Source organism: Polystyrenella longa (genome assembly GCF_007750395.1).
Classification (GTDB): Bacteria; Planctomycetota; Planctomycetia; order Planctomycetales; family Planctomycetaceae; genus Polystyrenella; species Polystyrenella longa.
This window is the reverse complement of record NZ_CP036281.1, coordinates 5,964,807-5,986,671: the sequence shown is the minus strand read 5'-3', so window position 1 is coordinate 5,986,671 and position 21,865 is coordinate 5,964,807. Positions and strand designations below refer to the sequence as shown.

Below are 21,865 nucleotides of genomic sequence, written 5' to 3'. Positions count from 1 at the left end.
TAAGGATCCCACTTACACTTGTCTTACTTACTCTCACTTTCAGGTATTTATACATACATGAACAGTTGAATGACATTTTTTAAGTAATAAAGAGCAGACTACAGGTAAATCACACAACATTTTACCATCGCTTTATATTGGCAGTTTTTACTGTGATAATAGACTGGGACGTCGCCGTATTATGCAGGATCAAATACCTGCCCGTAGCCCAGATAAAACCTCTTACGAGGAAAACTTTCCATTTCCGCTTATCTACTCAAGTGTGGAGGTGTAAGTACACACTATACATGGTCATTTCGACCTGAAGCCATTTTTTGTGTCAAAACGACACCTTTTTGCTTGGATAAATCCAGCCCGTCCAGAAGGCTCCTCCCAACGAAGTCATTTCATTCCCTCTCGTAATCGTATAGTAATTCATTCGTAATCTATGTGGTAACATTATATCACAAGCCGATTTCCTTACGAAGACCAGTTTTGTCATTCATAATTATATAGTATCGCCATTTATTTTTGTTTGTATTTTCGAGATTAAAATACCACCCGACTTCTTGACAATAAAGTCATATTGCAAACGAAACCTTTATGTACATTTTTCGTTCACTTTTCGTTTTTGATATCAAAACTATTCGAAACTCGGACTATTCATATATGTATACCACTTATATACATACAGTATGTCGCTGTATGTCTGCCGTCACACAAACATACATTCGACCTGTTCAGTCTGTTATATTTTCCTAAGTGATCTTGACACTTTTTATTTATAATTATAATATTCCGACTATAAATTTACTAAGAATTACGAACACAGTTACTACAAAGCTACTGGCAAGCCATGCACCTCGGAATGAGGTCTCTTAAGGCGCCTTCTGTACCTTTTCATGTTGGGAAGGTCGCAAATAATCGCAATTCACAAAAGTTGCGATGCTCAAATCAAATAACGAAGGAACGGTACGTACCTCGTAGGGTATTTATGCTGCTCGGAGGATTATATTCATGGAAGAAAAATACAAACTGGAGCGACCACTTGGTTTTCTGGGCGATCTTCTTATCGAAGAACGCATGAAAGTTCTGGGATTCGATGACGCTTATGATGAATGGAAGCGACTTGAGAAGCTTATCGAATTTATGATTAAAAATCCAAATATTGTGGATTACAATAAATACGATGAATTTCGAAAGGAGAGACGGAGGGAATTCCGAAAGCTGGTGAAAAAGTGGTTTGGAGATCACATGAAATCTGCGGATGTGGATGCCATAAGCTATTTATATTCTCTTTTTAATCGCATGGGATTACTGCAGAATCCTTCTTTCCGATGTGACACCGAAACACTGAGACACATTCTGGTCAGTGACCTAGGAAATGACGAAAATCTCGTTTACTCTTTCGAAGAGACGGATATGGAAGGTCTAAAAAATGACTTCTTACTATATGTACGGCAACACGACCTGACACAGCTACCTATCAAGACGGCGTTGAAGTTATTTATTCGATCTTATAAGTCTTAATGTACATTAACCGTTTACTCCCGAATCGTTGCTCATCCAATCAGATAATCATTCAACCGCTCTCGTCGCTGTTCCCAGTCGGGCATAAGCTTCTTCAGTAGGCGGTAGAAACGTGGACCATGGTTGTGTTCTTTTAAGTGGCAAAGCTCGTGGGCGATTACATACTCGATACACGTTTTGGGAGCGATGATCAAATCGGGATTGAGAAGGATACGACCTTCTTTCGTGCAACTACCCCAGCGATTCTTCATGTTGCGAATTTCGAAGTTGTCGGCGCCGATCCCGTGTCGATTGGCTTTAGCTACCATAGCATCGAATAGCTCACCAAACACGATCTCGGCACGCTGGCGAAACCAACCGACAACGAGAGTCTTGATCCGTGATTTATTTGTGGGGTCAGATAGATAAACATTGATCTGCCCTCGTGCCATCTTGACGATATTTTCATCACCTTCGTGAACCCTCAAACGATACTGACGTCCCAGATAGCGGTGGGACTCACCGCTGACGTATTTGCGAGTAGGGATGGCTGGAAGATAGTTCTCGAAAAAACGCTGTTGCTGGATGATCCAACAAGATCGCTTCTGCAACTTTCTTTCAACAGCGAAATCTGTAGCGTCATGTGGAGCAGTTACGACAACAGACAGGTCAGGATGTACGTCGATTGCCAAAGTCTTTCGAGGAGAATACGAAAGCTCATAGTCGATCTTTTTTCGACCATACTGAATAGTCATTCGACGTGGCTTCAGGCTGATGTCTCTGTTATGGCTGATCATTTCTGAACCTCTCGGCGTTTGGCGACTCGCATGATACCTTCCAGAATTTCATCAATATCTTCACCAGTGAGAGCCAATTCGTAACGCCCTTTGGTAGCAAACATCAGATCATCAAGATCATTAATCATGGCGTTCTCTACGTCTCGATTGTCTACCCAGTCTCGAATCTTCTTTTCGTCAATGATTTTCTTCGCCTTCAACGCTGTTTCCGCAGCGATACCAGCGAGATCATTCCGCATGGTTGGCGTTTCATCAACAGCATGTCCAACGTCCGATTCTGCATTTTGACCAGATCTGGCTGCAATCTTCTCAAAACCATCCAATAGTAACCGAAAGTATGCCTTGGCTTCTGGATCGCTTCGCAATTCGGAAGGCACCTTGGATGATCCCTGATCTTTGGCTTCGTTCCACACCTCAAACATCTTCTTAAGGTACTCTTCCTCGCTCATCCGTTTATCCAAGTATGCCTTAATCGCCTCATCGATCACCTCAGAGAGTTTCTGATAGAGAACCGGGTCTTCTTCCATCTTCTCAGTGCAGGTTTTCTTGACCCGTGAAGCAATGAAATCAGCTTTAGCGGCTTGTCCTTCGATATCCTTCAATTCGTCATCCAGATTATCCACTTCAAAGATATTGACCGGCTGGACGATCTGCTTCACTTCGTCGGCACCAATGTACTTATCGACCATGTTCCGAATCTGGTCTTCGTACTCCTTATAGTCGACCGCTTCATTGTATCGCTGTTTGACGGCGGCTCGCAGATTACGGAAATACTTCAGGTCATCGACGTAACGCTGTACTTCCCTCTGTGGAGTCTCGTCATGAAACTTAGCTGATGACATCGCCAATTGCAGCGTCTTTGAAAAATCATTCAAGGTATCGTAGAATTCCTGCCTGACATCCTCATGGCGAAGATGCTGCTGCATCGCTTCTAAGTCTTGCTTATTCTGCACTGGATTGAAGACTGACCAGACATGGGTATGTCGCTCCTTAAGCTTGGCAACCTCTTCTGCAACCGCTGTGAACGTCCCTTCAAGATCTTCCTCCTCAAAGCCACTCAAGGCGTCGTATTTCTTTACCGCCTTGTCAAGTGCCCCGAAGATTCCCCGATAATCCACGACTAATCCAAAGTCCTTACCATCGAAGAGTCGGTTCACACGGGCGATGGCTTGTAAGATGTTGTGGTCACGCAGTCGTTTGTCGATATACAAAACTGTATTGCAGGGTGCATCAAAGCCCGTGAGCAGCTTATCCACACAAATAATGATTTCTGGTTGGGGCTTCTTCTCGAAGTCGTCGATTGTTCGTTCGAGGTATTTCTTCTCCGAACCGAACTCATCCATCGTCTTTATCCAGAACTTCTGAATTTCTGGCATGTCCTCTTCTTCAATCGTCTCATTATCCTCCCGTGTGTCAGGAGGTGAGATGATTACACGAGACGAAACCCTACGCTCCGGGTATTCCTTGCCGATATCTTCGAACAACTGGTGGTATTTCAGAGCCATCGCTTTGCTACTGACAGCAAACTGCCCCTTGAACTTGGTTCCCTTGAAGTTATCACAGAAGTGAGTCACCAGATCGAAAGCGATTTCATACAACCGCTCTGAGGTTTTAGTGAGTTCTTCCTCACGGCGAAATTTCTTCTTCAGATCAGCTTTCTGCTCGTCAGACAAATCCTTGGTGATTCGGTCGAACCATTTGTCGATAGCCTTTTGATCGCCTTGAATTTCCGACATTCGACCTTCATACAAGATCGGCGTCACCGCTTTGTCCTCAACAGCCTTACGCATCGGATAGCTGTGAATGAAGCCGCCAAACTTGGTTGCGGTACTTTTTTCCTTCTTCAGTAGTGGAGTACCAGTGAAACCGATGTAACAGGCGTTGGGGAACACCTGCTTCATCTTGGCATGAGCCAATCCATATTGGCTGCGGTGGCTTTCATCGACCAGCACAAAGACATTACTCCCCTCGTCTCGTAGTTCATGTGTCGATGCGGCTGACTCGAACTTGTCAATGATCGTGGTGATGATGTCGGCTTTTCCCTGCGACACCAAATCCACAAGATGCTTGCCGCTGCCTGCTCGTTCGACTGACTTTCGACAAGCCAGAAACGTCTTCCAGATTTGCCGGTCGAGATCGACTCGATCCGTAACGATTACTACTTTGGGATTCTTAATCGATGGTTCCAGTGACAATGCCTTCGCAAGCATCACCATTGTCAAACTCTTTCCGCTTCCGGTCGTATGCCAAATGACGCCGCCCGGTCGCTGCTCATCACCTTTAGCTTTAGTCACTCGGGCTAATGTCTCACCAATAGCAAAATACTGTTGATAGCGGGCGATCTTCTTCTGGGTTTTGTCGAAGACGATATATCTGAATGCCATCTCTAGCAGACGCTCAGGGCGGAACAAGCAATAAAGTAATCGATCCTGAGGGGTAGGTAACCGCTCACCCGCTGCCAATAGCTGCTTCATCTTGTCTACGATCCACAACTTCCGACTTTCAAACATGCGGTCAAGTTGCAGTTGGGATAGCGGTGTATTGATGAGCTTCGCCAGCTTCAAGTCCAAATCCTCGGCGTGATCCTCTTTCCATGTAGACCAGAACTTCTTGGGTGTTCCCGCAGTAGCGTACTTGCCTGCGTTCTGACAAATCGAGCCAAGAAGCTGCGAATAGACGAATAAGCCGGGAATCTCGTTTTTTCGTTGATTACGAAGATGCTGACTGATGCCAACTTCCACCGCATCATGTTCATCAGGACGTTTACATTCGATAACGGCGAGGGGGATGCCGTTTACAAACAACACAATGTCCGGTCGCCGTAGCTCGTGAGAAGCTGTCCGTTCGACCTCGAACTCGTCGGCGATATGATAGACGTTGTTTTCGGGGTGTTCCCAATCGATGTACTGAAGCGTATAACTCCGCTTGTTCCCGTCGATGGTCTGCTCTTGTGCCTTGCCTAACGTCAGCAGGTCAAATACTTGCTCATTAGTCTTCACTAAACCGTCGAAGGGAATGCTGGTCAGTGCATCGACGGCGTTCTTCAGATTCGTCTCAGTAAAGTCGTGCGACTGCCCTTTGAAGTTGATCTGGTTCAGATTGCGAAGTTGGTCGAGCAGAATCGATTCCAGTACGACACGACTGCGTTTACCGCCTCGCAGTTTAAGTGCCTCAGTTGGCGTAAGGTACTGGTAGCCAACCTGTTGCAAAAGTTGTAACGCAGGTAGGTGTGAAACCAAATCTTCGAGAAACTCCGAAACTGCCATGCGTCAACCCGCCTCCGTCTCTTGGTCCACGTTGACCCGGACTTTGCCGGTGAGAAGCTGCTGCATCAGTCCACGTTTTTGGGACTGAAGCGAAGCCAGCTTCTTTTGCAACAGTTCGATTTCGTTTTCAGCCAGAGTCAGCACACGACCAATCTCTGACTGTTCCTCAACGGGAGGAAATCGAAAATTCAAAAACGAGAAATCGTCAAAAGCAATTTGCTTACCGTCACGAATTCCGATGATGGCAACGGCAAGCCGTCCGATAAATTCTGCCGACTTAAAGAAATGCCTGAAGTACTCCGAGTCGAGCTTTACTTTTGGTCGAATGACATGATATGCCGGGCTCACGATCCCCCGGAGGCGAGACATTTCTAGCCCACCCTGAAATGACCTTAGGCTGATTACAAAGTCTTCCGGTTCGACCAGCTTGTAGGTTCCTGTGGTGGTCTCGTCCATGCTGATCTTGCGATCAAGCTCATCTCGACGAACTACACCTTGATCTTGCGTCACTGAAAGCACTGGCTCATTGGGGTGCTTCTTCATCGAACGAGCGTTAAAGAGATCGCCAGCTTTGCGCAGGCTCCACTCCTCATCAAAGTCGGGCAATCGCACCTTACCGGTCAAAAGCTGCTGCATGAGGGCTTGTTTGCGTTTCTGCTTGGCGGCGATCAGTTTCTCGGTCAATTCAATCGCCCGATCCCACGTCGAAAGAATGGCGGCAATCTTCTGCTGTTCGGGAAGGGGAGGGAGATGGATCGGAAACTCTCGAATTTGCCGAGTGCTAATATGTGGAATAGCTGTTTCTGTTTGAACACCTTTGACATATTCTGTGAATCGATGAGTCAAAAGGGTGTGATAGAGAAATTCGATTTCGAGGTCATCCGAACCTCGCATCCTTGCGACTCGTTGGACTAGCAGGCAAGGCAAATCTTCGGCAGTTAGCCTAGCACACTTAAGCCCGGCTTTAACCCATGTACGATCCATTGCCAGTACTATATCACCTTCTTTCAGCTCGTAGCGGGACAAGCCGTCAACTTCCAATACAGACCACCTTTTGACGCCATCCCAGCGGAGTTGACCTTGGACTATATTGTCCCCCCTCAGTAGCATCACATCGTTTTCGTTGGAAGAATACTTATTGCTTTTGAAGGCATACCCCGAAAGAAGATCTATATGCGGACCGATTGTTGTGTGCTTCCATGTTTTCACAGTCCCAACTCCTTCAGAAACCCCTGCATCTGCTCTTGGACTTGGGCTAACTCGACATCGAGTTCGTCGATGTCATCCTGCACCGCTCGAACGTCGATTTCTTCTTCTTCCTCGAACGTGTCCACATACCGGGGAATGTTCAGGTTAAAATCATTCTCTTTGATCTCCTCGAAATCAGCGACGTAGGCGTACTTTTCTAAATTCCCCCGTGCCTTATACGTGGCAACGATTTTCTCGATATGTTGGTCGGCTAAGCGGTTCTGAGTCTTGGCGTCGTCGTATTCTCGGCTGGCGTCAATGAATAGAACCGACTTATCCGGTTTCTGTTTGCGGAAGACCAGAATAGCGGCGGGAATGCCCGTACCGTAGAATAGGTTCGCAGGTAGACCGACGACTGCATCGAGTAAGTTCTCTTCGATGAGTTGTTTTCGGATCTTGCCTTCGCTCGATCCCCGAAACAGCACACCATGCGGTACAACCACACCGACCCGTCCGCTGGTCTCGGTAATCGTTTCGATCATGTGCGAGATGAAGGCGTAGTCCCCTTTGCTCTTGGGCGGCACGCCTCGGTGAAAGCGGTTGTAAGGATCAGCCCCCGCTTCATCCTGTCCCCATTTGTCGAGCGAAAAAGGAGGATTGGCAACGACGACTTCAAACTTCATCAGCTTGTCGTCGGACAGCAGCTTCGGGTTACGGATCGTGTCGCCCCATTCGATACGAGCATTGTCCATCCCATGCAGAAACATGTTCATCTTGGACAGTGCCCACGTCGCCCCGATGTTCTCCTGCCCCCATAAAGAAAAGTCTTTCGAGCCAACCTGTTGACCACATTTGATGAGCAAAGAGCCTGAACCACAAGCTGGATCGCAGATACGTTCTCCCGGCTGTGGATCGACCAACATAGCAAGCAATGACGAAACTTCAGGGGGCGTATAGAACTCTCCCGCTTTCTTCCCGGCATTGGCGGCAAATCTGCCAATCAGGTATTCATACGCATTCCCGATGACATCCATTGTCCCAACCCGGCTGGGACGCAGATCAAGCTTGGGATCACTGAAGTCTTCCAGCAGCGATTTAAGCCGGTTGTTCCGCTCCTTCGTCTGTCCAAGGCTGGCTTCTGAGTTGAAGTCGATATTGCGAAAGACCCCTTCGAGCTTTTCCTTATTGGAGTCTTCGATTTCATCGAGAACGGTGTTAATGACTTCGCCAATATTGGCAGCATTCCGCTGCTCGTACAGAGAATCGAATGCGCAGTGAGCAGGCAGCACGAACCGTTCCCGCTTCAATCGACGTTCAATACGTTCCTTAGCAGTCTTACTCTTCGGATCGCCGTATTCTTCGACCAGCTTGGCATAATGATCCTGCCAGACATCCGAAATGTACTTAACAAACAACATCACAAGGATGTAATTTTTGTACTCCGAAGGATCAACTGCCCCCCGAAACGTATCACACGCCTTCCAGAGAATGCCATTGATCTCAGATTGAGAGACTGTATCCGAATGTTTGCCGTTTCCGTTCGCCATCAATCTCCCTTTACAGCGTCACTACTGAATGCTTGACCATTGAGAACCACTAATCTACAGTGATGCTTTCAGTTTAGCAATCGAGTAACAAGTTAACTCGTACGACGATTTGAAGAACAGCCTCTGACATATAGTTAAGAAGGGGGATTCACACATCAGAGACTTGCTAAGTGTCTCGATGTCAGTCTTTCGTGCAACTCAAAAGCTGAGAACGAACGACCCAAAGTTGGTGTCTACCTGAGTGAGAGGTTTGCCCTTCGATTGTTCGAAGCTTTCCATACGGACCAGTATGATTAACTTTCCCTGACTGACTGAGTGCCAGCGGCAATTCGAGAAAGAATACAGCAGATCAACCGAGCAATTATTCCCCACGCCGCTAAACGAGAAGTTAAAGGAACCAACAGCATCCCGACCAGCAGAACTCACCATTCGTTTTGGCACAGATCAGGATCAGCCAGATCTCCATACTACGAACTATTATTCCCCAGTGATGATTTTCGTATGACGAAGAACCATTCATCGATTCCACCATATCATGCTCCATTCCATTGCAGGCTACTCACTTCTTGCTTGGACCGTACTAGAGCATTTTCAGCCTGACTTACTTCATGCTGCTCCCACAATCAGTATCACAATTCATCAATCCTACTTGAGTTCAAGTTCCGTGACGATAGGTAGGTGATCCGAAGGGAAGCGACCATCTCGCTGGTCGTCGAGAGTCTTGAACCACTCGACTTTGACATTCTTGGTAACGAAAACGAAATCAATTCGGCGATCAGGAACAACCGCTTTGAATCCGTTCCAAGTCGAATCTGGACCTTCTGGGGGCTGGACTGAATGCTTGTAAGCATCAAGGTAGACTGGATGAGTTTGAGTACCGTTTCCAATCAGGATTTTATACGGAGCCGAGTCTGGGGTCGTGTTAAAATCGCCAGTGAGAATAACAGGATGATCAGTAAACTGTTCTCGCATCTGTTTCAATAAAAGTTTCGCACTTTCAGTTCGTGCCTGCTTTCCACGATGATCAAAGTGCGTAATCATCACATAAAAGACGGTTCCTGTCTGGCGGTCTTTGAGCTTTACCCAGCTTGCAATTCGAGGCAGGTCTGCATCCCATCCCTTGCTGGCATTCTTATCGGGTGTCGTGGAAAGCCAGAATGTCGATTGATCGAGCAATTCAAATCGATCTTTACGGAAGAATATTGGAGAAAACTCGCCAGCTTTTTTGCCATCATTCCGACCTACGCCATAAACGTCCATTTGAGGTAGCCGTGCTTTCAAATCCTCAAGTTGATCGACGAGAACCTCTTGGAATCCAGCGATATCGACTTTGTTTTCGATAACGATCTCTGCCACCCAATCTTTTCGATTTTGCCAAGCGTTAATTCCGTCGTTTGAATTGTTGTAACGAATATTCCACGTCATCACGTTTAGCGATTCGGCTACTGCATTTTGCCCCACCGCAACCAGAAGCACAAAAGCGAATAAGAGTCGTTTCATCAAGCTTTCCTTAGGTCAAGAAGTCTTTGTCGTATTTCGGATACCGAACAATAGCATTTTCGAGACTCAACCAAACCAAGTCAATCAAATACCGGTTTTCCAATGGTTCACAACAGCTTTGCCTTTACGATCCGCCAGTAACTGAACTGTGAGACTTCGAGGAATGTTCTCTGCGTAATATTCGCTTCCTTTCTCTGATCAACATATGAAGTCCAGAAAGGACACCTCGTAAGCGTTCATAACGATCAACAATCCATCGAAAGGAACGCACTGATGACCATTTGTGACCAATCACACGAAGAAGCTGTTGAACAATATGCTGGCAACTGGAAACGATTTGATTGCTTCATTTGGGACCGACTTGAAGAACTAGATGACGCTGATAACTGGGCGATTATCTACACCCACCATCGAGACAGCGGGCTGCTCGATCTGTCGAACGCATCCGTTATCGATAGAGAGATGACACCTTTCACAGAAGCAGACGACCCTGACGTGATTTTCGAATCGCACAACCATTGGGCAGTAGGGCACGTCGATGGCTTCTCTATTCGGGTCATCAGACATGGTCAAATCACCGAAGCATTCAAGGTTTACCTCGAATTGCAGGAGAGAATGGACACCTACCCTATCCTTGACGAGGACGACTACAGCGAACGGGAAACAGAAGCCACCTTCGCCAATCTGGAGGACGCTGCGAGGCGACTAAAGGACGAATACGACCTTCCTGAGGGATGGGAAGATAAAGTCTACTGCTGGCTCTCAGACAACAATCCGTCAGCAATCGAAAACCGGGACGATCAAGGTGGATATCCAGATGAGAATGAACTGCGGGAAGCGTTCGATGACCTACAGTTCGTCGCCACACCTTGACACCTCACAAAAATATTGACACCTATATATCCTACAAGGAGAAAACAAATGAATAACGATATCAGATCAAGTTCACCTTCTTCTCTCGCCCATCTCATCGGACAGACGAGGGTGATCGATCAAGTCACCGTGGCGTTAGATGCATGCCAAATGGATGGAAAGATTTTCGACCATTCGCTTTTAACGGGTGGTCCCGGCTTGGGGAAAACCGCTCTAGCACAGGTCATCGCCTCTGAGATGGCGAGTGATTTCCATGAGGTATTAGGACAATCAATTACGACACCTTCTGATCTGAATGCCGTCCTGCTTTCGGCAAGAGACAAATCGATTGTGTTCATCGATGAGGCACACGAACTCAAAAAGGAATACCAAACCGCCCTGTACCTTGCATTGGACAAGCGGAAGGTCATCGTTAGTGGTGGGAAGTCTCCCAAGAGCATCGCTCTTGCAGACTTCACTTTGCTTCTTGCAACTACCGATGAACATTGCCTGTTGCAACCGCTCAGAGATCGCATGAGATTAACGCTGCGTTACGAATACTACTCAGACGACGAACTCTTCACCTTATGCAAACAAAGAGCTCTCTCGCTGGGCTGGTCTGTTGAAAACACCATCTTTCCATTGATCGCAATCCGGTCAAGGGGGACACCCCGTATTGTTATTAGGCTGCTCCAGTCGTGTCACCGAGTTTGCCGTTCAGAGGGTGAACATCACATCGTTCCTGATCATCTCTTTCGAGCATGTGAATTGGAGGGAATCGATCATCTCGGACTCGACGTCACGGAGCAGAAATATCTGGAAATCGTTAGTAATGGAGCCACAAGATTAAACGTGGTCGCCTCCCTATTGGGACTCCCCACAAGAACAGTGAGCAATGTCACTGAAAGCTTCCTGATACGAAGCGGACTGATCACGAAAGACGATCAGGGGAAACGCATTTTGACACAATCTGGACAGGATCACTTGTCCGAACTGCGTACAAACTCTGTCTAATTTGTGAAGGAATTCTGTCTAATGAGTGTCGAATTACGAACAAAGACTATCATTTCCGTCTCTGAAATGGCACGCATTTGTCGATTGAGTCGAGCCCGATTTTACCAGTTGGTCAAGGAAGGTGTTTTCCCATCTCCGCTTTATCGTTTGGACAACAAAAGACCGTTCTATCCAGAAGATCTTCAAGAGATATGTGTTGAGGTCCGGCGTCGGAACTGCGGCGTCAATGGAAAGCCGATTCTCTTCTATTCGAGAGGGACAGCGACACCTACTTCTAAACCAAAGAGAGTGAAACAACCTACTCAATCGACCAAGTACAATGAGCTGATCAATGATCTAGCATCCCTAGGTTTGACAAATGTCAAAGGGAAGGACGTTGAGCAAGCAGTTGCTGAATGCTTCCCGAACGGGACCTTCCAAACTGATGAGTCAATTATTTTGCAGACAGTATTCCTGCATCTAAAGCGTCAGGATTCGACCGATAATCTGGGGTGATAACTACCATTATCGCCCCAGTTTGAGCAATTCAATGTCAACTTTGTGTCTAATATGTGGAGATAAGTCGTGAAGAATTCGGGCAATAATGTTTTTCAGAATATCCTTACCGGAACTGCGGAAGAGGAGCTCATCCAGCGGTTCATTGCAGAACACGATTTCTCCCCAAATACGGTCAGGGCGATCATCCAAGACATCAGAAAGTTTGCCCAATGGTTCTCAAGTACCAATCAGGAGTCCTTCGCATTAAAACGGATCACAGTGCGGGATGTTTCTGACTTTAGGGACCACCTTCGTCGAGAGAAAGGGCAAGCGGTCGCTACGGTTAACCGCTGCCTTGTGTCGATCCGTCGATGGCTGCAATGGCTGGTGGTAAATGGACACCTTCATTCCAATCCAGCAACACCTGTTAAGGAACTAAAGCGACAGGCTCTCGCTCCAAAGGGGCTGAGTCGATCCGAGGTACGGCGACTCCTTCGAGAGGTGGAACTCCGAGAAGACACCCGATCCAAAGCTATCTTCAACCTGTTTCTTTATACTGGTTGTCGTGTTGGCGACTTGGTAAATCTGGAACTCGATGACGTGATGATCGGAGAGAGAACCGGTTCAGTCGTTTTCCGTCAGGGAAAGGGGAACAAGCAGAGAACAGTCCCGCTACCTTTACCTGCACGCCGAGCAATTGAGGAATGGCTAGAAATGCGACCACCAATAGACACCTCGTTGATCTTCGTCGGAGAAAGGGGACCATTAACGGATCGGGGAGTGAGGAACCTTTGTGATAAATATGCCGCTCTGTGTGGCGTCGCCATTCATCCACATTTACTTCGTCATACGATGGCTCATCAGTTTCTCGAAGACAATCCGGGAGATCTCGTTTCGCTTGCCCAGATCCTTGGGCATGAGAATCTAAACACAACCAAAAGATACGTCCAGCGGACTGAGGGGCAATTGGCGGAGGCGTCTGAGAGGTTGGCGTATTGAATTCGTAGTAATCACTCAGGTTCTAGTAGGACTCTCCTGTCCATTCTTCGTAATCCGCCCTCGACCATACTCCTGTTTCAACATTGAATCTCGCACCTTCCATGATAAGTGCTCGGTTCATCTTGAGATGAGCTTCAACTTCTGTGTCGGCGGAATCGGTAGTTTCACGAACCCATTCCTCAGAACGCCCAAATTGTTCTGACCAACCTGAAGTTCTGGGATCAATTCGCTCAGTTGTGAAACCTCTTCCTGTCGGCTCTGGGGATATTTTCGTTCTTGGATCTGAGATTCGAGAGATGAGGCTTACTACGAACACCATTACGAATACCGCAGCAAATATTATAAGGGCAGGTTTAACATCGACGTCTTTGACATCTTGAATCTTGTTCATGTCGTGCTTGAATTGAAGCAGAAGTTCCGCTCGTTCTTCCGGCGTGAGAATCGCAGATTCATCCGACTCACTATTAGTCTTACGGTTTATGACATGGTTTGGTTGAACGTTCGTCAAATCAACTGGGGCATCTTGAATCTTCTGTTCTTTTGAAGATGCCGGCTGCTCTGTTTGAGGAGGCAATGGAAATAGACCTTTAACATAGTCAGCAGGTACCCACTTTCCGTCAACGCCCTTTCGGAGCATGGTATCGACGGAAATCACTCCCTTGTATGAGAGGACTCGGATTTCGTGGGCATCTGCTGGCCCAATTACTTGCCCCATAAACTCGTAGTACCAATGTTTTTTCATTGCCCCTTACCCTCAGAAAGATGCCATTACAAGCCACTTCAAACACAGATCATACAGATCGTACGTACACATCTCAATATAAGAGAGCTCGTTAAAACAAAGTAGCAACCATCTGTTTCTTGCGACAATCTATGACACCCTCCCCACAGACGTTCTTAACACCGCACCTTCACAAAAAGGAACGTCACATGATTCAGGAATCGAAACAACTTTTCAACCTCGGACAGGTCGTAGCCACTCCCGTAGCTATCACCACCTTTGAAAAAGTAGATGAGACCATGAGCTCGTTGCTCAGCCGTCACGTTGGAGGCGACTGGGGAAACCTCCACGAAGAGGATAAGACAACAAACGATGAAGCCGTCAAAGAGGGGTATCGCATTCTCTCCGCTTACAAGCTATCAGATGGGACGAAGATCTGGATCATCACCGAAGCAGATCGTTCTTCAACCTGCATTCTCCTACCCGAGGAGTACTAACACCTACTTTTCAAGTATCGAACAACACAAGTCACTTGAAAATAGGAGCATCCAAATGGGTTGAACATTTACCAACGATCGGACACGCAAAGAACTGATCACTGAGCGGACCAAAGATTGGGAGAGAACGAGAGACGACGGCATCGTCGTCACGTCAACATGCCTTACTCACTGTTACCGTGGCAACGCATTCTCGGGAGCACTTTGGTCTGTCTGGGAACGGACCTTTCACAAGGACGGAGAGGTCACTCAACCGACTGAGCGATGGATCGCTTGCGACCTCCTGAAATACCAATCAGGGGCGTGGGGCTATAAGGATATGGATGAGTCAATGGGACCGTACTATTACTCATGCCCGCTGAAGTACCTTGGAATGGTGCCAATAGGGAATGCGGAGTGGCGAGAGACCTTCCATTCTCACCACGAACAACGTCGGCAGAAACGACGTAATACTCAGGTCGAATCTGCTTGACAAAGTATCAAAAGAAGAGCTCCCACGGACGGGAGTTCTTCTTTTTCTTTGCTCAACGACAGGGACAATTGTGGAACTGCGACACCCATGTTGCATAACTAAAAATGCAACAATTCCAAGCGAAAAGGGTATTTAACAGACACCCACCCCCGCCTTTGATGCAACTCCGTTGCACTTTCTTTATAGTACCCCTTGGAAAAAACTCGGTTCATATCTGAAACCGCTTTTCCTAGTGCATTTCGAAAATTCGGCGGGCGAGAAATTGAGATATCTAACGGGGTCGATCTGTTTCAGAAGATAAGGGGGGGGACGGCGTTAATCTCCTGCCGGACTGTAGTCGAACGACCACCAGCGGCTTATTCGTCCCGGCTTTCCTCGAACACCTCCCATTCTTCTCGAAAGATTAAAGCAGCGATCACCAAATAAGCACCGGAATCTGCCCACCATATCTCTGCCTAGAGGTCCACGGGCAACAAGACACATTCTTAGTTTTCTTTCGAGTCGGCCACGAGGCTCCGGCTATCAATACTTTTGCAACGAACGTTAAAAAATAAATCATCTGCTACCGAACTATGGTGTCACTGCGATTCTGAAATGGTAAAGTATGATATAAACTTAGTGAGATGTCGAAAAATATTTAGGTGGCGAGAACAGTTATGTCTTCGTGGTACGTAAAAATCAATCATCATGTTTACGGGCCTATGTCCGTTGGTGACCTAAGTCGGTTGGCTGATGAAGGGGGGATCGACAGCGATACGCTGATTCGCAAGGGAGAAAACGGGAAATGGTACCCCCCAGAAAAAGTGAAGGGTCTTTCGATAAAGCCGCCTTCTCTCGAATCGAATTCCGGGAACGGTCAATCGCTGAATGAAAAGAATCTGCTGGTTAACCTAAACAATCCGAATCTATGTCCCTGCCCTGATTGCGACCATTTAGTGTCCTTTAGAGCTATTTCTTGCCCTTCTTGTGGTTGCGTACTGTTCGACGAATCTGATTTGGAAGCAGAAGATCAATACTCTCACTCCGGCATCGATTTCGCCACATCGCACGACATAAGTGGTGATGGTATACCGGATTTACATGTATTTCATAATACAGAGCAAATTCGGGAAGCAATCTATGATTTTCGGGAGGCTATAGGCATTCCCGATGACGAAACTCAATGGAAATCACTCAAAAAGTGGGGATGGCTGTTTACTATCGGGTGCTTCATTATAGGTTTCGTTATTGCACAGGTAATGACATCGGGCGGTCCAATGGAAGAAGACGCCTTCGTGATGGGCCTTATTGGTGGGACGGGAATCGCCTTCGTCCCACTCATTATGACTATCATTGCAATGAATATAGATTGAGTCATACTCTCATCCCATCATTGCTGGTGGGTTTTATAAATTGAATAATTCGAACTAAAATCGATTAGGCAGGCACAGGTAAATGACATCAAAACGACTACGATCAGTTTTTTGTGGGTCGTTATTCCATGCCGTCTCACATCTTGGGACGGGTCACCACGTGAGCTTCGAAATTACGCCAAAGAGGGAAAATTTCTCTGTGCACAAGAAATGCATCAAGGCGGTTAAATCTGCTCAATGGATTTGATTCAGTTAATTGGGATGAATCTCTCGTGGTTTCAGAAGAGGCGGTGATTAGGGCAGAGCTCCTTACGAACGATGCAGCAATGCTAGAAACAGCACCCTCTAGCACGCTATACCCGACGGTGAACAGTGACAACGCCAGAGCTTGCCTACATGATGAGTTCGTGATGTCTACAAGTAAAAAGGAAATAATAATAGAGATGCGGGTGTAGTGGAAATAACGCCCATTCCAAGCATGCACGTCCCCCCTCTGAAACTACGTCTCCAATCCCTAGGACCCAGATTTGATCCCGATTTTGCCCCCGATTTCCGATGCCTCAACCCCGATTTTATTTTTCGTATATCGCTTTGATCCTATAAGAATAGAGTTTCCTGAAAAATGTTCTGTTCCGGTATCCTCCACTCGATATCTTGCTAAAGGCTCTGAGGCGTCGAATTGACGTCCACAACCAAGTCTCAGCAGTATCAATCAACCATTAAAACCACACGTAACTTTCACGTGTGGTTTTTTTGTGCGCGGTTCGTACTCCTGTTCCTGATCGCCTCTTACTTAATTCTGGCGAATTCAGACGGAGCAATTCTCGTTTTATAAGCCCTCGGTGCGTCCCAAGGTTGTCATCATTTTCCTGAACAAGATTTAATGGCCATCATCCTGTCCTTTTCGCTTGTTCAGTTCTGCAGCCAACTCGGACACTGCTTCGGGAGACTCTTTCGCGACATTGACGTTTTCACCCGGATCTGCCCCATGGTCATACAGCATTCGACCACTTTGAATTCCCTGATGATCTCGAAATTCGGTGTAACGGTAACCCTCGGTACGGATCGTGTCCCCTTTGCGATAGCGGCTGATCGCGGACTTCTTCCACTCGCTCTGTTCATTCAGAAGTAGCGGGACAAGGCTATCACCCTGCAAATGGATCGGCTTGGAAATTCTGGTCAGGTCACAGAGTGTCGGGTAAAGATCGATCGACTCGATTAACTGCCTCCTTCGCTGACCACCGTCAATTCCAGGGGCACGTATAATAATTGGAATTAGGAGTGATGTTTCGTAGCAGGAATGTTTACACCAGAGCGTGTGCTCTCCCAGGTTCCAACCATGATCCCCCCAGAGGACCACGATGGTGTTCTCGGCCAGTTCGAGTCGGTCCAGTTCTTCCAGCACCTGGCCGATCAGGGCGTCCGTGTAACTGACACAGGCGTAGTAACCGTGAATCAGCTTGCGGGCAGTTTCAGTGGAGACGGGTCCATTGGCAGGAATGTTTGAGTAAGCACGTAATTCGCCCGATCTGTGTATCGATTCCGACGGGGCGTCTTTCGGAACGTGATAATTATCCGGAAGCTGAATCTCGGCGTGATTGTACAAGTCCCAGTATTTTTTCGGTGCATTGAAGGGAAGATGCGGTTTTAAAAACCCCACAGACAGAAAGAACGGTTCCTTCTGTTTGCTCAACCTCTGAAGATCGGAAATGGCTTGTTCGGCCAATAAGCCGTCCGAGTACGCATTGTCCGGGACCTCGGGGGATTCAAAGGCGGGGCCACGTATTCCCTTGCCCATTTTCTGTCGTTGATTGTGTATCTTCTGGCTCGCCGGATCTTGCCACCAGGAAACGTTCTTAACACGCCATGCCGGTTCCGACCAACCCTGCTCATTGTCTTCGGGGTGATGAAAAATTTTCCCAAGCGAAACAGTGTGGTACCCATTTTCTTTGAACTGCGTGTTCATTGTCTTCGCATCGGGGGCATCCTTCTCGGCCCATGCCAGATAATTGACAAACCGATGGGGCGCCGGCCGGATGCCCGTCATCAGACTGGCTCGAGAGGCGCCGCAGGTGGGCACCATGCAGTAGGCCCGTTCGAACAATACGCCCGTCTCAGCCAACCGATCAATGTTGGGAGAATGGATATGTGTTTTACCATAGCAGGCAAGTTCTGGACGTAAATCATCGACAGCAATGAATAACACATTGGGACGGTCGTCGGCATGCAGGAAACCACAAGAAGTAGACATCCCCAAGAGGAAGAACGAGAACAGAGTGACGTAGAGGAGTCGATTCATAACTTTTGTTTCTCTTATTCTTGAAGCGAACCAGATCTGCATTTTGGACTCTATCTCATGATGATATTTCAACGAGCAGCGACAGGTGCTCTTTAATGAGTGTGTGAAAAGACCACCCATCCCTCGAAGATTCCATCTTGAAGCTTAGAGACGCTACACACAATGTATAATTCAATTCCATGTGAGAATATGATCGCTCCAGATGTGCCGCTTCCGCTATGATGGACGTGCTGTCATTCATTATACCCCACTCCCGTCTATGGTCTCGCACACTCATGAAACGCTCTCTCTTTTACGGCACTTTGCCCGTACTCTTCGTCCTCACGCTATCCCTCTTCGCTGAGGCCGCCCCTAAAGCCAAAGTTCTGTTCGTCGGCAAGCAGCCCGATCATCCTTTCGCGACGCATATGTATTTACATACGAGTGAGATGCTGGCGAAGTGTTTGAAATTGAATGGAGAGATCGAAACTGTCATCAGCGATGGTTGGCCGAAAGAGGCTTCTCAACTGGAAGGGATCGACACCATCGTCGTCTATTCGACGCCGGCGGCCGAGTTTCTGTTCGACAGTCCATTTCGCGATCAAGTGATCGAGCAGCTAGACAAAGGCGTGGGGCTCGTCACGATTCACTGGGCCTCTTCCATCTACGAGAAAAACCTGGATCGACTGGGGCCAGTTTGGACGAGTTACTTGGGCGGCACCTGGATCAGTAACGTGGGGCAGCACACTGGCAAGTCGCATCTGACACAACTGGCTCCGGACCACCCGATTAGCCACGGGTGGGACGAGTACGAGATTTACGACGAATACTACCTCAACCCGTCCATCACCGACGCCGCCACTCCCGTTCTTGAAATCACGGCCAATGACAACCCCGTGGTCGTCGGTTGGGCCTTTGAACGAGAACAGAACGACGGTCGCTCCTACGGTACGACGCTTGGTCATTTCTACGAAAATTTCCAGGACGATGCTTTCCGCAAGATGATCGTCAACGCGATCCTCTGGACCGCCCATGTCGATGTGCCCAAGGAGGGTGCCAAAGTTGATTTAAGCGAAGCCGATTTAGCGCTGCCGGAAAAGCCGGAGGAATAAGCAGGGCGAGAAGTAATAGGGAACGGCAATCACTGTTCAGGTAGTTGCTTGCCTACGAATTGAATTTCACTGACCGCGCATAAAAAAGCCCAGTGGCTCCCGATTGATGGACAGATTTACTGGAAGGGTAGACACTGTCGGACGGGAACCCTGGACTGTTGCTGAAGTGCTTCGCTGTGAGTGATCGTTGTTATTGATCAGCTTTAAAGTTCTTTCGGAGTGGAGCTAACTGGATTCTACTCAGGTTGTCCTCGCATCAGGCGTGGATCAAGCCTTCACGAATCGCCAGTCGGCAAAGTTCAACACGATCATGGATACCGAGTCGTTGCATCAGACGGTATTTGTGACTGTCGACCGACTTGGAAGAGATGTGTAGATCGTTAGCGATCTTCTTCACGGAGTCTCCTTCGGCCAGGCGTCGCAGTACTTCCAGTTGACGTTTAGTTAAAGCGCTCAGCGTGCTTTTACTATCCAACCGGTAGTGACGAGAACCTTCTTTTTGCTCGAGTTTCTCTTTAATTTCCGTAGAGAAACTCGTCCCGCCACAAGCGATACGGCGACAGTGTTGTACGAGTTCCAGGATAGGATCAGACTTGAGCAGGAACCCGGTGGCACCGGCTCGGATGGCTTGGTCAACAAGCACGTCCGCTCCGCGATCTGCCAGGAATGCGGTATTGATCTCGGGCATCTCTTTTGACAAGTCAGCGACCAGTGCAAAGGGAGAACTGCCCGGCAGATCGACGCTCAATAGAACGAGTTGCGGTTTATGGAACTCGATAGCTTCCCGAGTTTCCTGGGTGTTTTCCGTCGTTGCTACAACAACCATGTTATAGACGTTCTGAAAAACATAAGAAAAAGCATCAGCAATTGATTTATGAGAATCGGCCAACAGGACACGGATAGGTGGTTGCGGATTGGCGTCATACATGAATTCAATCCTTTCGTATGAGTTGTTTCCCGGAGAGGGATTATTGATGTGACGACTGAAAAGAAAATCCAAGGTTCAAAACAGTCGAACGGTCTCGAAATCTAACTAGTTTGCCGGAGCAGGTAAGGATCCTCCCCACTTAAGTAAAGCGGGGGGAAATCGACTGACTGTGGCTTTCGCCAAGCCTGTCCTTTTACCGTAAAGGCCTCATTTCGCTGAGGCCCGGCAGCGATAGTCTTATTGAGGGTAAGACGACTGATAGAGGTGAAACCGCTTTTTTTCCATTTGAGAAGTTATGTAATCTTTAGTCTGATAACTCTGCCGGACAACCAGCAGCGTTAAAAGAACAGGAAGATCGTTCTCTTCGATCGTGAGCAGACATCAGTCAATCGCCTTAATTAAACCCGCGATATCTAAGGGAAAACTGCGCAATCAAAAGTGATTAATTTTCTTTTTTGTATGAATTAAGAGGCTAAGTGCTTGTAAAAGATCGACTTAAACATTCGAGGGGAATTGGGGCGAAGAGGGATCAAATTGCGAAAGTGTGCGATCATCGATTCTGCAGCGTGACCCCGAACTAGCTAAAATAAATATTTTCGGGTTTAATATATTTCAGAAGCTTCCCGGGGACGCCAGTTAAATACTTTAAATAGGACTCACTTGAGCCACCCTCTCACATAGTGAGTTTCCCTATGACTAACACGAAAATTTCACAAACGACGCAGTTCTTGCAGGCCCTATCCCAAGGGGATCAGGCAGCGTCCGAAAAGCTGTTGCCCATTGTCTACGAGGAATTGCGACGGTTGGCGTCCTACTTTTTGAAGAACGAGCGCGTCGGACATACGCTCCAGCCGACGGATCTGGTACACGAGGCGTACCTTAAACTGGTGAACCAGGATAAGGTGGAGTGGGAAGGTCGCTCGCATTTTATCGCGATTGCGGCGCGTCAGATGCGACGTATTCTGGTCGATTATGCCCGTGCAAGAGCAACACATAAGCGAGGTGGCGATCTGGAGCGAATTCCGCTGGATCGAGCAATCGTATTTTCGCACGATAAACCCGAGGACATCCTGAGCCTGGAAGACATGTTGTTGAAACTGGAACGCCTCGACGAGCGCCAGGCTGAGCTGGTAGAACTTCGTTTTTATGGAGGCCTGACAGTCGAACAAGCCGCGAAGCACTTGGGGATCTCTAAACGAACGGCCGAACTCGAATGGAAAATGATCCGGGCCTGGTTCCGCAAAGAATTGAAAAAAGAGGACGGCTGAAGGTACTGGTGATTGAAATAATGATGCTGGGGTAAGGGTAGCTCTTTCGACGGTTGACTCATTAAACTCGCGATTACTCTGTTCCGTCGCTTTCCCTCCCCTTTGGCCC

General features: G+C 47.7%; 16 protein-coding genes. 8 read left to right on the top strand and 8 right to left on the bottom strand.

Annotation, left to right across the window (positions count from 1 at the left end; translation table 11 throughout):
- The first annotated feature begins 996 nt into the window (after positions 1-996).
- Complete coding sequence (locus tag Pla110_RS21905; protein ID WP_144999275.1) at positions 997-1,509, top strand: hypothetical protein; 513 nt, start codon at positions 997-999, stop codon at positions 1,507-1,509.
- Between the two features lie 32 nt (positions 1,510-1,541).
- On the opposite strand, the gene Pla110_RS21900 is transcribed toward Pla110_RS21905, so the two are convergent.
- The 5 genes from Pla110_RS21900 to Pla110_RS21880 form a co-directional block, all read right to left on the bottom strand.
- A complete protein-coding gene (locus Pla110_RS21900) occupies positions 1,542-2,243 on the bottom strand; it encodes a M48 family metallopeptidase (RefSeq protein WP_197440387.1) in 702 nt (233 codons plus the stop codon).
- 38 nt (positions 2,244-2,281) lie between these two features.
- Positions 2,282-5,551 (bottom strand): type I restriction endonuclease subunit R, encoded by a 3,270-nt coding sequence (locus Pla110_RS21895; protein ID WP_144999270.1) that lies wholly within the window; start codon positions 5,549-5,551, stop codon positions 2,282-2,284.
- A 3-nt stretch (positions 5,552-5,554) separates the two neighbouring features.
- The gene (locus Pla110_RS21890) at positions 5,555-6,760 is read right to left on the bottom strand and encodes a restriction endonuclease subunit S (RefSeq protein WP_144999268.1); all 1,206 of its coding nucleotides are present in this window, start codon (positions 6,758-6,760) and stop codon (positions 5,555-5,557) included.
- Positions 6,757-8,286 carry a type I restriction-modification system subunit M gene (locus Pla110_RS21885; protein ID WP_144999266.1) on the bottom strand — a complete coding sequence of 510 codons (1,530 nt, stop codon included), beginning with the start codon at positions 8,284-8,286 and terminating at the stop codon, positions 6,757-6,759. Before Pla110_RS21885 ends, Pla110_RS21890 begins: the two co-directional genes overlap by 4 nt.
- Positions 8,287-8,931: 645 nt before the next feature.
- On the bottom strand, positions 8,932-9,786 hold the full coding sequence (locus tag Pla110_RS21880; RefSeq protein ID WP_144999264.1) for an endonuclease/exonuclease/phosphatase family protein: 855 nt from the start codon (positions 9,784-9,786) through the stop codon (positions 8,932-8,934).
- A gap of 273 nt (positions 9,787-10,059) precedes the next feature.
- Here Pla110_RS21880 and Pla110_RS21875 point away from each other — a divergent pair, with 273 nt between their 5' ends.
- From Pla110_RS21875 to Pla110_RS21865, 3 genes are all read left to right on the top strand, one after another.
- Complete coding sequence (locus Pla110_RS21875; RefSeq protein WP_144999262.1) at positions 10,060-10,659, top strand: hypothetical protein; 600 nt, start codon at positions 10,060-10,062, stop codon at positions 10,657-10,659.
- Between the two features lie 48 nt (positions 10,660-10,707).
- Positions 10,708-11,652 carry a Holliday junction DNA helicase RuvB C-terminal domain-containing protein gene (locus Pla110_RS21870; protein WP_144999260.1) on the top strand — a complete coding sequence of 315 codons (945 nt, stop codon included), beginning with the start codon at positions 10,708-10,710 and terminating at the stop codon, positions 11,650-11,652.
- Positions 11,653-12,216: 564 nt separating this feature from the next.
- On the top strand, positions 12,217-13,128 hold the full coding sequence (locus tag Pla110_RS21865; protein WP_144999258.1) for a tyrosine-type recombinase/integrase: 912 nt from the start codon (positions 12,217-12,219) through the stop codon (positions 13,126-13,128).
- A 22-nt stretch (positions 13,129-13,150) separates the two neighbouring features.
- Here the strand turns inward: Pla110_RS21865 and Pla110_RS21860 are convergent, their stop codons facing one another.
- Positions 13,151-13,870: a DUF4339 domain-containing protein gene (locus tag Pla110_RS21860; protein WP_144999256.1), complete on the bottom strand. Its 720-nt coding sequence runs from the start codon at positions 13,868-13,870 to the stop codon at positions 13,151-13,153.
- 188 nt (positions 13,871-14,058) lie between these two features.
- On the opposite strand from Pla110_RS21860, the gene Pla110_RS21855 reads away from it, so the two are divergent.
- Both Pla110_RS21855 and Pla110_RS21850 read left to right on the top strand, forming a co-directional pair.
- A complete protein-coding gene (locus tag Pla110_RS21855) occupies positions 14,059-14,346 on the top strand; it encodes a hypothetical protein (protein ID WP_144999254.1) in 288 nt (95 codons plus the stop codon).
- Positions 14,347-15,474: 1,128 nt separating this feature from the next.
- Positions 15,475-16,170: a GYF domain-containing protein gene (locus Pla110_RS21850; protein WP_144999252.1), complete on the top strand. Its 696-nt coding sequence runs from the start codon at positions 15,475-15,477 to the stop codon at positions 16,168-16,170.
- An 880-nt stretch (positions 16,171-17,050) separates the two neighbouring features.
- On the opposite strand, the gene Pla110_RS21845 is transcribed toward Pla110_RS21850, so the two are convergent.
- Positions 17,051-18,469 (bottom strand): sulfatase, encoded by a 1,419-nt coding sequence (locus Pla110_RS21845; protein ID WP_144999250.1) that lies wholly within the window; start codon positions 18,467-18,469, stop codon positions 17,051-17,053.
- A gap of 275 nt (positions 18,470-18,744) precedes the next feature.
- On the opposite strand from Pla110_RS21845, the gene Pla110_RS21840 reads away from it, so the two are divergent.
- Positions 18,745-19,560 carry a ThuA domain-containing protein gene (locus tag Pla110_RS21840; protein ID WP_197440386.1) on the top strand — a complete coding sequence of 272 codons (816 nt, stop codon included), beginning with the start codon at positions 18,745-18,747 and terminating at the stop codon, positions 19,558-19,560.
- Between the two features lie 256 nt (positions 19,561-19,816).
- Here Pla110_RS21840 and Pla110_RS21835 read toward each other — a convergent pair whose 3' ends face one another.
- Positions 19,817-20,488, bottom strand: coding sequence for a LuxR C-terminal-related transcriptional regulator (locus Pla110_RS21835; protein WP_144999246.1), 672 nt, complete (start codon positions 20,486-20,488; stop codon positions 19,817-19,819).
- A gap of 692 nt (positions 20,489-21,180) precedes the next feature.
- Between Pla110_RS21835 and Pla110_RS21830 the strand changes: the two genes are divergently transcribed.
- The gene (locus Pla110_RS21830; RefSeq protein ID WP_144999244.1) at positions 21,181-21,756 is read left to right on the top strand and encodes a sigma-70 family RNA polymerase sigma factor; all 576 of its coding nucleotides are present in this window, start codon (positions 21,181-21,183) and stop codon (positions 21,754-21,756) included.
- Positions 21,757-21,865: the final 109 nt, after the last annotated feature.